Here is an 11252-nt window from a genome sequence, read left to right as displayed (position 1 = left end):
AGCGCCGCGGCCTGGGCGGCGGCGTTCGCCGCCCAGGCGCGTTCGGCGGGGTCCGCGGCGCGCTCCAGCCGGAGCGTCGCCGAGACGGCTCGCGGCACCGACCCGCTCAGCAGGAGCAGGGCGCGCGCCCGCGGCGAGCCGTCGAACGGCAGTGCGGCGGGCTTCACCCGGACGGCCGCCGACCGGAACGCCACCAGCGCCCCCTCGGCGAGACCGGCGGCGGGCTCGCCCGCGGCCACCGCCTTCAGCGCCCCGGCCAGTTCGCCCAGGCCGCGGGCGGCCCCCAGCACCAGCGGGCGACGCCCGTCCGGCGGGGCGAACAGAGCGGTGGCCGCGAGGAAGACCGGCAGCGCCAGCAGCACCGCGATCCCCCGCTCCCCGACCTCGGCGCCGGGATTCGCGGCCGAGTACACGAACGTGGTGAGCAGCGGAAGCTGGAGCGCGGCGGCGTGCGGGCCGAGGCGGGGCGCGAACCCGAGCACGAACCCGCAGGCCCCGAGCGCGACGATCAGCGGCCAGGCCGTGCCCGCCACCAGCCCGCCGAGCATGGCCAGCCCGGCCGCGAGGACGGTACCCGCGGTGGTGACGGCCAGCCGCGTCCGCAGCGTCCCGTTCGGCTGGAACAGGGACATGAACACCGCGGGCATCACCGCGAACCCGGCCGCGTCGCCCATCCCGAGCAGCCCCAGCAGGACCTGCGATCCGGCCAGCGCGAACAGCATCCGCCCCCAGGCCCGCAGGACGGCCGGCAGCGTCGGCCGAAGCCTCTCCAGCGCCCTCACCGCTCCCGCCTGGCGCGCAGCCCGCTCACCACGAGCGAGATGGCCGAGGTGACGATCACCAGGTCGAACACCATCTGGACGATGACGATCCCGCGGGCGGCCTGCCCGGTCGGCACGATGTCGCCGTAGCCGACGGTCGTCAGGGTCACGACGGAGAAGTAGAGCGCGTCGAGCCGGGTCGCGATCCCCTCGAACTGCTCGTCCAGCAGGGTGTAGAGAATCGCGAAGAACACGACCACGACGTCGACCAGCATGAACAGGACGGCCACCTGCTCGGCCATCATCCGTTCGGGACGCAGGGCCCGCGCCGTCTGGTGCGCCACCAGCCGCACGAGGATCACCAGCGCGATCAGGACCACCATGATCCTGACCGGCCCGGCCAGGCCCTCCAGCTCGGTCGGGTGCAGCGGTACCACGAAGTAGGCGCCGGTGATGAGCGCCGTCACCGCGCCCGCCTTGCCCCACGCCACGAACCTGGCCCGCCGCGCCGCGGCCGCCCTCGTCACGCGGCCCCGCCGGTGGTCTGCACATCGGAGAGGTGCCCGGCGGGGCGCGGCGGTCAACCGGGATTGACCCGATCATGGCCGGACGGTGGGAAGTCCGGAACTAGCGGAGTTCGTACGGGAGGTGCTTGATGCCGTTGATGAAGTTCGAGAGCAGGAGCTCGGGCTCGCCGGAGTGGATGTCGGGGAGGGCGGCGTAGAGCTGCCGGAACATCACGCTGATCTCGCGGCGGGCGAGATGGGCGCCCAGGCAGAAGTGCGGGCCGGGACCGCCGAACCCGACGTGCGGGTTGGGCGAGCGGGTGATGTCGAACCGGTCGGGGTCGGTGAAGACCGCGGCGTCGCGGTTGGCCGAGCCGTAGTAGAGGACGAGCTTCTCGCCCTCCTTGATCTCGTGCTCGTTGAGCGTGGTGTCGCGGGTGGCGGTGCGCCGCATCCAGATGACCGGGGAGACGTAGCGGACGATCTCCTCGATGGCGCCGGGCGCGTGGGCCTCGTGGTCGGACAGGAGCAGGGCGCGCTGCTCGGGGTGGCGGGTGAGCAGGTCCAGGCCGTGGGCGATGGAGTTGCGGGTGGTCTCGTTGCCGGCGACGACCAGCAGGATGAAGAACGAGCCGAGCTCCTGGTCGGTGAGCGCCTCGCCGTCGATGTTGGCGTTGACCAGGGCGGAGATGAGGTCGTCTCCGGGGTTCTCCTTGCGCTCGCGGCCGAGCGTGGCGACCAGGGTCTGGAGGGTCTCGCCCGCCTCGAGGAGCTTCACCGTGATGGCGGCGAAGTCGTCGCTCGGGACGAACTCGGGGTCGTTGCCGCCGAGGATGACGTTCGAGGCGTTGAAGACCGTCGCGTACTCGGACTCGGGGATGCCCATCATGTCGCAGATGATCTTCAAGGGCAGCCGGGCGGCGACGTCCACGACGAAGTCGCCGGTGCCCTCACCGCGCAGCAGGCCCGCGACGATGTCGGCGGCGACGGTCTCCACCTGGTCCTCGAACCGCTGGATCATCTTCGGCGAGAAGGCCCGCGACACGATCCGGCGGATCTTCGCGTGCCGGGGGTCGTCCATGCTGATCATCGAACCGAAGTACTCGTGGATGTCGCCCGGCATGTCCGGAATGCTGATCGCGCCGCGGCCCGAGCAGAAGTCGGCGGGCCGCCGCGAGGCCTCCACGACGTCGGCGTGGGTGACGAGTGCCTTGTATCCGTCGCCACGGGGCATGATCACCAGATCGGGTTCCTGGAAGTGGACCAGGGAGCCGTGCTCACGGAGCGTCCTGAACGCCGACTGCCGCTCATCGCGCGGCAGCGACCAGAAGGCCCAGTCCGTCAGGTTGATGTCGTCGAGCTTCAGCACCGTGTCCCCTTAAACAGAATCCGATTCGGTTTCGGGTCATCATGCCACTGATCAGGTGATGTCCACCAGCGTGAAGTCGTCGGTGATGAGCGTTCCGAGGCCCGGCAGCGCGATGCCGAAGCTGATCGCGGTCGCTCCCGCCGGGACGGGCGGGGTCGTCACCAGGTTCTGAGCGTAGGAGGCGGTGGCGGCCAGTTGCAGGCCGTTGCCCCAGAAGGTCCAGATCCCGGCGGCCGAGCGGTAGTAGTAGCTCATCTTGACCTTGACACCCGCCGCCCAGGTGCCCTTGTACCAGGCGCCCAGCCGGTAGACGTGCCCCGGCGTGACCGGTGGGGCGCAGGTCCCGGCGTCCTGCCGGGTGACGAGCTTGCGGTCGCCGTCGGTGTAGGCCGTGATCTTCACCTGCTCCGCCCACGACCCGGTGTGAGCATCGGCCACGCGCGTCCAGGCGTGGGTGCTGGTGCCCCAGCCGCCGAGCTGGAAGCAGTCGGGGACGCCGCCGGTGGCCGTCTCCAGGGACGGGTTCTGCACGCCCGCCGGACCGGGCGGCGGGGTGCCCGGCACCCCGGGCTGGAGCGGGCCGCCGATCACCTGGTCGACGGTCTTCACGGTGGTGCCGGAGGCGGCGCGGGGCTGGAGCCAGTCGAGGAAGGCCGTCAGCGTGGCCGGGGTGACGGCGTAGTCGTCGCCGCAGGAGGCGCAGACATGGTGGAAGACCAGCGGGACCCAGCCGCCGCCGTTGTTCTCCGCCTGGGTCACGTAGTTCTTGAGCTGGGCGAGCGTGGTCGTCGTCTTGATCGAGGACGGTGTCGCGACGTACTCGGGGTCGACCGGCGGGATGTCCTCCGCGGTCGGGCAGCCGCCGCAGCCGCCCGGCGAGACGAGCCCGCCGACGCCGCGGGCGCTGTTGTAGCCGCAGTCGTCGCTCGCCTGCTCGGTCGTGGCGTCGGCGTTCCCGAACGGGTAGGCGAAGTTCTTGACCGTGAAGCCCATGCCGAGCAGCGCGACCCGGTCGTCGCAGATCTGGACGCGCTGCTGGGCGGGGTTCAGGGTGGGCAGGTCGGCGTGGGTCAGGGTGTGGCCGCCGATCTCGTGGCCGCCCGCGGCGATCGTCGTGGCCTGGGCCTGGGTCAGGTTGCCCGACGTGCCGAGCCTGCCGCTGATGACGTAGAACGTGCCCTTCATTCCGTGCGCGTCCAGGATCGGGAGGCCGTTGGTGTACTGGTCGGCCAGGCCGTCGTCGAACGTCAGGCTGACGATCGTGGGGTCGGCGGCGGCCGCCGGCGGCGCGGGCAGGAGCAGGGTGGCGAGCAGGACGGAGCACAGAAGACGGAGGATCACCCATTCAGGGTGAAACCCGATTCAATGGCTGACAACCCCTTCAAGAAGAACAAATCACCACCTGACGGGAGTCAAGGCGGGTCAGCCGTTCAGGGCCTGGGCCATCGCCACGACGACGGGACCCATCAGGGGCAGCACCACGTTGGAGAGGGCGTACACGATCGTGTACGACATCAGCGGCGTGGTGTTGCCCGCGATCCCCTGGACCGCGGTGATCGCCGGGGTGGAGCACTGCTGCCCGGCCACCGAGCCCAGCGTCAGCGGGGCGGGCATCTTCATCACCTTCCAGGCGACGAACAGCGAGATGCACGCCGGGACCAGCGTCATCAGGACGCCGACCAGCGGGAGCGAGAACCCGTACTTCTCGATGAGCGAGACGGCCTCAGGCCCCGACGACAGCCCGACGCAGCAGATGAAGATGACCAGGCCGAGCTCCTTGATCACCGAGGCGGCGGCCGGGTCGTACTGGCCGATCGTCGGGTGCTTGGCCCTGATCCAGCCGAACAGCAGGCCGGACAGCAGGCAGCCGCCGCCCGTGCCGAGCGACAGCGGGACGCTGCCCAGATCGATCGTGACCTTGCCGATGAGCATGCCGACGACGACGCCGAGCGCGATGAAGACGAAGTCCGCCTTCACCCCGGTGTCGATCTTGTAGCCGATCTTCTTCGCGAACTCGGTGACGTCCTTCGTCATGCCGGTCAGCCGGACGACGTCGCCGGTGTGCACCTCGGTGCCCGCCTGGACCGGCAGGTTGTTCTCCATCCGGGAGACCCCGGAGATGAACACGCCGTGGTCGCGGCTCGAGGCGGCCTCCGACCGCAGACGGCCGACCGTCTGCCCGCTGAGCTCCTTGTTGGCCAGCAGCACCTGGGCGATCTCGAGATCGAGATTGAGCGTGGAGTCGGCGACCTCGGGCCCGATGACGGCGTCGGCCCTGACGAGCTGCTCGCGCAGCCCGACCAGGACCACGACGTCGCCCTGCCGGAGCACGACCGACGGCCCGACGTCCACGAGGGAGCCGTCCCTGCTGATCCGCTCGATCGTCGTCCGGTCGCCGATGCCCTGCTCGACCTGGGCGACCGTCCGGCCCGCCACGTTCTCGACCCGCTGGGCGCGGCCGACGATGTTCGGCAGGGCCGTGGCCTGGGACGGGTCCTCGACCTTGCCGCCGATCTTCTCCCACAGCCTGACGGCCTCGGCCCGCAGATCGATCTTCATGATCGCGGGAGCGAACTGGCTGGTCAGCAGCACGATCGTGATGAGACCGCAGATGTAGGAGATCGAGTACGCGGTGCCCACGTTGGCCTGGAGCGTCTTGATCTGGTCGGCGGGCAGGTCGAGCTTGCCGATGGCGTCGGTCGCGGTGCCGACCACGGCCGACTCGGTGGCGCCGCCGCCCATGAGCCCGGCGGCCGTCCCGGTGTCGAGGTCGAGGATCTTGATGGACACCGCGGTGATCACCAGGATGGTGACGACCTCGATGACCGGGAAGACGCCGTAGCGCAGGCTCCTCCGGTTGAGGCTCGCGAAGAACGACGGTCCCGACAGATAGCCCAGGGTGAAGATGAACAGCGCGAAGGCGATGTTCTTCACCTGGTCGTTGAGCGTGACCTCGCCGGCCATGCCCACGAAGATCGCGACGATCAGGGTTCCGGCGATGCCGCCGAGCGACAGCTTCCACACCCGCACCTTGCCGACGGCGTAGCCGAGGGCGATGCTGATGAACAGGGCGATCTCAGGGGTCCCCTGGACCAGATCCTTGAACCAGTTCATCTCTGGTCGAACTCCGCCTTGTAGCCCGCGGTGACCTCCGACAGCCACGAGCCGATCCGCTCGTAGGCGGCCATCGGCAGGTTCGCCAGCGAGATCCGGACCGACCATTCGGGGCCGTCGAAGCCGCCGCCGTTGAGCAGGACGATCGAGTGGTTCTCCGCGAGGCGGAACAGCACGTCGACCGGCTCGTAGGTGGCCTTGAGATAGTCGGCGAAGGCCCTGCCGTGCTGCTTCTCCGCCCACAGCAGGAGGTCGATCTCCACGTAGTAGTGGGCGGCGTTCGGGTCCTTCGGCAGCGGCAGCCCGAGCCCCTTCAGCAGGGCGTGCATCCGGCGGGCGATGATGCCCTGGCAGATCCGCTTGTACTCGTCCTGCTCGTCGGCCAGGGCGAACAGCGAGAACAGGGCCATCTGCACCTGCTGCGGCAGCGACAGGCCCGCGGTGTGGTTGAGCGCGACCATCCGCGAGTCGGCGACGAGCCGGTCGACGAACCGGAGCTTCTCCGGCTCCAGCGTGATGGAGTCGTAGCGGGCGGCCAGGCGCTTCTTCTCGGCGGCGGGCAGCGCGGCGATCCTCTCGTCGAAGATGTTGTCCCGGTTGACCGCGATGACGCCCAGGCGCCAGCCGGTGCAGCCGAAGTACTTGGAGTAGGAGTAGACGCCCAGGGTGTTGCGCGGCAGGACCGACATCAGCGACTCGAAGCCGTTCACGAACGTGCCGTAGACGTCGTCGGTGATGACCGTCAGGTCCGGGTTGGCGGTGTGGACGATCTCGGCGATCCGGTCGCGTGTCTCGCGCGCCAGCATCACCGACGGCGGGTTCGACGGGTTGACCAGGAACAGCGCCTTGATCTTCGGATCGCGGAGCTTGTCGAGCTCGGCGTCGTCGTACTGCCAGGTGTGCAGGCCGTCCTGGTCGAGCTTGGACGCCCTGATCTCGACGACGTCGAAGCCGAACCGCTCCAGCTCCGGGATCTCCAGGTACGGCGTGAAGATCGGCACCATGATCGCGATCGTGTCGCCCTTGGCGAGGATCCCGTTGACCTGCGCGGTGTCGAACAGGTAGCACATGGCGGCGGTGCCGCCCTCGGTCGCGAACAGGTCGAACGGCTGCTCGGGGGCGTTGCCCGCGCACATCTCCTTGACGAGGTAGGCGTGGGCGATCTTCTCGACGTGGGGCAGCATCCGGTCGGGGACGGGGTAGTTGTCGCCGATGATGCCGTCGGTGAGCTCGTGCACGAAGGAGTCGGCGTCGAAGCCGAGCCTCTTCACGCCGTGGTCGAGGCACCGGGTGAGCAGATCGGCTCCGGGCTCTCCGCGGTTCTCGGCCAGGAAGGCGGTGAGACGGGCGGCGATGCCGTCCTTCTCGGGCATGCCGCCGACGCCGTCCCACTCGTCCCAGGTGCGGCGGGACTCGGCGATGCCGAACCGGCCGAGCAGGAAGTAGGCCTCACGCGGCTCGGTGGCGATCCAGTTGGGATTGCCGCGGCCCGCGTTGAGCAGGGTCGCGGCGTTCTTCTGCTGGTTGTCCTCGGCGAGCGCGATCAGCTCGTTCTTCAGCTCGAACGGGCTGAGGCCCTCCAGTTCCTTCTGCCGGTCGCGGGTGACACTGTCCCTGACGAGGCCCATGCACTCTCCCAGCCGTGAGATGCCGCGGCAGGGTGAGCAGCCGGGCGATTACTGTCCGTTACGACCGTTCTCCCCCGTGATCTTCCCGGGAAACGCGGTGGGCGATGTGGCCGGTTTGGACGGGCGGAGGCGCGGTACGGGAGGGACGGGCGACGATCTCTGGGAGGGCCGATGTTCGCTTCGCTGGCCATGGCGGGACCGATGGCCGTCCTCGCCGTCGCGATGTGGGTCGAGGGCAGGGAGCCCGCCGTGCGGACGCGGCCGCCCGTCCCGGTCCCGGCCTCCGTGACGGGGGCGGTACGGCGGCCCCGGGGCGGGCGGCGCTCGCCGGTGCCGCTCGCCGGATGCCGGGCGGGCCTCAGGGACGGACGATCGCGTCCGGGGTGCCGGCCCGGCCGGTGACCGGGCGGACGATGCCGGGCTCGCACCCTGCGGGGCGGCGGATCGGCGTCAGACCCTGGCGGAGGGGGAGATCGCGGCCAGGTAGTCGTCCTCGCGCGGGAACCTGGCCTGCCAGGAGCCGGGGGCGAGCCGTCCGGTGAGGGTGAACGACCAGCGGCCCGCGGGGCCTGTTCTGGCGGTCCCGGCGCGGGTCCAGGCCCGGGAGCCGCTCGGCCGGAAGAAGATCTGGACGCTCCGCTGGCCCAGGGGGCGCGGGCCCGTGGCGGTCGTGTAGGTGAGGACGCCGGACAGGCGGTTCCCCGAACGGAGCGCGGTCAGCCCGGTCGCGGCCTTGGCGTCGACGAACACCGCGCCGGTCGAGCCGGTGTGGAACGGGCCGGGCAGGACCCGGAGAGTGGTGTCGCGCACCGCCCGGATCCTGATCACGACCGGCGCGGTCGGGGACGCGGCCGGGTCGTAGCCGTAGGAGTTCTGGGAGCCCCAGCTCTGGCCCTCGCCCTCGGCCAGGAGCTCGACGCCGCGCAGGGTGCGTTCGGAGCCGGGCTCGGTGAAACGGACCGCCAGGACGACCTCCCCGCCCTCGCGGCGGACGTCGAAGGAGCGCAGGACGGCGGCGCGCAGATAGGTGAAGGTCGTCGCGGCGGGGGCCGTCCCGGGCGCGGAGGCCGTCACCCGGACGATCCCCGCCGTCGGCAGGTCGGGATCGACGACCAGCCGGAAGCGGCCGCCGGGACCCGCCGGGACCGTCCGGGACCCGCCGCAGGCCCGCACCGGCTCCAGCAGGCAGAACCTGATCGCGACCGGGCCGGCGTGGCCGAGGCGGCCGGTCAGGACGGGGCGGCCGGCTCCGTCGTCACCCTCGACCGTCAGGGCGAGCCGGTGCGGGAGCGTCCCGCCGGAGCCCGTCGCGGACAGCAGCAGCAACGGGACGACCGGCAGGAAACGGATCATTCGGCGGGGGTCGGGCCCGGCCGGGTCGGCTCCGGCTCACCCGTGGGCTCCGGCGGCTCCGACGTCGGCGCGACGGTCGGCGACGGGGTCGGCGTGGCCGTGACGGTCACGTCCGTGGAGGGGGTCGGGGTGACGGTCGGCTTCGGGGTCGGCTTCGGGTTGACCTTCGGCCCCTGGCGGTTCGGGACGGACCCGCTCCTGCCCGGCGACACCTGGCCCGGCTTGCGGTTCAGCGGAACCTTGATCGTCTGCCCGTTGGAGGTGACGACGACCGCCGGGGCCTCCTCGCCCTCCTCCAGCGGCGCCTTGCCGCCGAACATGAGCTGGGCTCCGACCAGGACCGCCGCCACGGCGCAGGCCGCCGCGACGACCACCGCGGTGTAGCGGGCGCGCCGGGGGCGTTCCGGCGCGGTCTCCCACGCCCCGTCCGCGATGACGGCCCCGGCGGCGAGGAGTTCGGACGTCCCCCCGGACACCGGCTCGTCCTCGGCGCCCAGCAGCCGCATGAGCAGGTCCTGGGTCCCGGGACGGGCGGCCGGATCCTTGGCCAGGCAGTCCCGGACGATCCCGCGCAGCTCGGCGGGGAGGGAGTCCAGCTCGGGCTCGTGGTGCAGGACCCGGTTGAGGACCGCCATGACCGAGTCCTGGCCGAAGGGCGGCTCGCCGGTCGCGGCGTAGACCATGGTCGCGGCCCAGGCGTAGACGTCGGCGGGGGTGCCCGCGAGCTCCCCGTTGATCTGCTCGGGCGCCATGTAGGAGGGCGTGCCGACCACCCGTCCCGTGACGGTCGCCGCGGTCGCGAGGGACCGTGCCACCCCGAAGTCGATCACCCGGGGGCCGTCGGGTGCGAGCATCACGTTGTGCGGCTTGAGGTCACGGTGGACCACGCCCGCGCGGTGGATCGCGACGAGGGCGGTGGCGGTGCCGACGGCCAGGCGGCCGAGATCGCCGTCGCCGAGGGGGCCGTGGTCACGGACCCGCGCCTGGAGCGAGGGGCCGTCCACGAACTCGGTGACCAGATAGGTGAGGTCGTCGTCGGTTCCGGCGTCGAGGAGCCTCGCGGTGCAGAACGAGGCGACGCGCTTGGCCAGCTCGACCTCGCGGACGAAGCGCTCCCTGCCCCGGTCGTCGGCGTCGAGGTGCAGGAGCTTCACCGCGACCGGTGCGCCCTCCGCCGACCTGCCGAGATAGACCGTCCCCTGGCCGCCCGTGCCCAGGCGCCCCTCGATCGCGTATCCGCCCAGCTCGAGGGGCTCTCCCGCGCGCAGGGTGGCCACCATCGCGCACCTCCGCCCGCCGAGGAAACCAGGAGCAATGTACCTCAGTGCGAGCGAACCGTCCCGGACCTCAGCCAATCGCCGATCCTGAGCGCGGTGGCGGCGGCGTGGTCGGTGAGCATCGTGAAGTGGTCTCCGCCGGTCGGCGCGGCCTCCGCCGGAAGCGGCCAGGACAGGCGGACGCCGTGGGTGGCCTCGGCGGCGGGCAGGACCAGGACGGGGACGGAGCAGGGCCGCGGAACCCAGGCGGAGTGCAGGGCGAAGTAGTGGACCATCGCGGTCAGGGAGTCGTCGTCCAGGGCCGAGACCACGTGCTCGTCGCTCCAGAGGGTCCAGGCCAGGGTGGCGAGCAGGGCGGGGGTCGTCTCGGCCGGCCCGGCCGGGTCGAGGAGGACCACCCCGGACGGTGCCGACTCCCCGCCCGCCAGCCGGGTGGCCACGGCGTGGGCGAGCCAGGAGCCCGAGGAGTGGCCGAGCAGCGCGTACGGCTCCCCCGCGGCGTGCTCGCGCACCGCGGCGGCCATGGTCGCGGCGAGGGCCTCCCGGGAGACGGCCAGGGGCTCGCCGGGCTGGAATCCGGGCGGCGACAGGGCCGTGATCCGGCCGTCCAGGTGGGCGCTGATCCGGGCGTACTGGTGCGGCCCCGAGGGAGCGAGCAGCGCGGGCAGGCAGATCAACCGGGGGCCCGCGCCCTCGGCGAGGACGGCGGACCGCACCGGCGGCGGGTCGTCCGCCCCGAACGGGCGGCGGGCGGCGGCCGCCGCCCGGGCGGTCGCGAAGGCCTGCTCGGCGCGGCCGTCGCGGCAGTGCCGCAGGAAGGCGGCGGTCAGCCGGGACGTGCCCGGGTGACCGGAGCGGCCGAGCCCGGAGACGACGTGGCGGGCCAGCGCGGCCGGGGTCGGGTGGTCGAAGGTGGCCGTGGCCGGCAGTCTCAGGCCGGTCGCCTCGTTGAGGGTGTTCCTGAGCCGGATCGAGGCCAGCGAGTCGAGGCCCGCCTCGCGGAAGGGCCGGTCCGGATCGACCGAGTCCACCACGGCGTGCCCGAGCGCCTCGGCGGTCTTCGACCTGACCAGGGTCAGGACGAAGGCGGCACGCTCCTGCTCGGGCAGGGCCGCGACCCGCCGGGCGACCGGCTCGGCCGCCGCGACGGCGGCCTTCGGCACGGCCCTCCTGACCAGGCCGCGCAGCGGCGGCGGCACCTCGGCGACCGGCGCGGGCTCGAGCCCGGCCGCGAGCACCGCCAG

At 71.9% G+C, this 11252-nt stretch carries 10 protein-coding genes; 1 reads left to right on the top strand and 9 read right to left on the bottom strand.

From position 1 onward, the window contains the following. The 6 genes from ABD785_RS40880 to ABD785_RS40855 all read right to left on the bottom strand — a co-directional run. On the bottom strand, positions 1-782 hold a 782-nt coding region (locus ABD785_RS40880), incomplete at its 3' end, for a hypothetical protein (RefSeq protein WP_344840232.1). Further along, positions 779-1288 (bottom strand): potassium channel family protein, encoded by a 510-nt coding sequence (locus ABD785_RS40875; protein ID WP_344840230.1) that lies wholly within the window; start codon positions 1286-1288, stop codon positions 779-781. The genes ABD785_RS40880 and ABD785_RS40875, both read right to left, overlap by 4 nt. A 100-nt stretch (positions 1289-1388) precedes the next feature. Continuing rightward, positions 1389-2636 carry a cytochrome P450 gene (locus ABD785_RS40870; RefSeq protein ID WP_344840226.1) on the bottom strand — a complete coding sequence of 416 codons (1248 nt, stop codon included), beginning with the start codon at positions 2634-2636 and terminating at the stop codon, positions 1389-1391. A gap of 51 nt (positions 2637-2687) precedes the next feature. Further along, positions 2688-3977 carry a polysaccharide deacetylase family protein gene (locus tag ABD785_RS40865; RefSeq protein ID WP_344840223.1) on the bottom strand — a complete coding sequence of 430 codons (1290 nt, stop codon included), beginning with the start codon at positions 3975-3977 and terminating at the stop codon, positions 2688-2690. An 81-nt stretch (positions 3978-4058) separates the two neighbouring features. Then, a complete protein-coding gene (gene aspT, locus ABD785_RS40860) occupies positions 4059-5750 on the bottom strand; it encodes an aspartate-alanine antiporter (RefSeq protein WP_344840221.1) in 1692 nt (563 codons plus the stop codon). Continuing rightward, complete coding sequence (locus ABD785_RS40855) at positions 5747-7378, bottom strand: bifunctional aspartate transaminase/aspartate 4-decarboxylase (protein WP_344840218.1); 1632 nt, start codon at positions 7376-7378, stop codon at positions 5747-5749. Before ABD785_RS40855 ends, aspT begins: the two co-directional genes overlap by 4 nt. 171 nt (positions 7379-7549) lie before the next feature. Between ABD785_RS40855 and ABD785_RS40850 the strand changes: the two genes are divergently transcribed. Beyond that, positions 7550-7780, top strand: coding sequence for a hypothetical protein (locus ABD785_RS40850; RefSeq protein WP_344840216.1), 231 nt, complete (start codon positions 7550-7552; stop codon positions 7778-7780). A 48-nt stretch (positions 7781-7828) separates the two neighbouring features. On the opposite strand, the gene ABD785_RS40845 is transcribed toward ABD785_RS40850, so the two are convergent. The 3 genes from ABD785_RS40845 to ABD785_RS40835 all read right to left on the bottom strand — a co-directional run. Further along, complete coding sequence (locus ABD785_RS40845) at positions 7829-8731, bottom strand: hypothetical protein (protein WP_344840214.1); 903 nt, start codon at positions 8729-8731, stop codon at positions 7829-7831. Next, positions 8728-10011 (bottom strand): serine/threonine-protein kinase, encoded by a 1284-nt coding sequence (locus ABD785_RS40840; RefSeq protein WP_344840211.1) that lies wholly within the window; start codon positions 10009-10011, stop codon positions 8728-8730. The genes ABD785_RS40845 and ABD785_RS40840 overlap by 4 nt, the downstream gene beginning before the upstream one ends. A 41-nt stretch (positions 10012-10052) precedes the next feature. Then, positions 10053-11252, bottom strand: a 1200-nt coding sequence (locus ABD785_RS40835; RefSeq protein WP_344840208.1) for a thioesterase domain-containing protein, incomplete at its 5' end; no start/stop codon positions are given.

This window comes from Actinocorallia longicatena, from assembly GCF_039534125.1.
GTDB classification, from domain to species: Bacteria; Actinomycetota; Actinomycetes; order Streptosporangiales; family Streptosporangiaceae; genus Actinocorallia; species Actinocorallia longicatena.
Note: the sequence above shows the minus strand (reverse complement) of the source record. Positions and strands in the feature narration are given on the sequence as shown.

What these genes read in the sequence shown, in the direction of transcription:
- ABD785_RS40855 (WP_344840218.1), bottom strand. Translation starts at nt 7,378, where the DNA reads ATGGGCCTCGTCAGGGACAGTGTCACCCGCGACCGGCAGAAGGAACTG.
- ABD785_RS40840 (WP_344840211.1), bottom strand. Translation starts at nt 10,011, where the DNA reads ATGGTGGCCACCCTGCGCGCGGGAGAGCCCCTCGAGCTGGGCGGATAC.
- aspT (WP_344840221.1), bottom strand. Translation starts at nt 5,750, where the DNA reads ATGAACTGGTTCAAGGATCTGGTCCAGGGGACCCCTGAGATCGCCCTG.
- ABD785_RS40850 (WP_344840216.1), top strand. Translation starts at nt 7,550, where the DNA reads ATGTTCGCTTCGCTGGCCATGGCGGGACCGATGGCCGTCCTCGCCGTC.
- ABD785_RS40845 (WP_344840214.1), bottom strand. Translation starts at nt 8,731, where the DNA reads ATGATCCGTTTCCTGCCGGTCGTCCCGTTGCTGCTGCTGTCCGCGACG.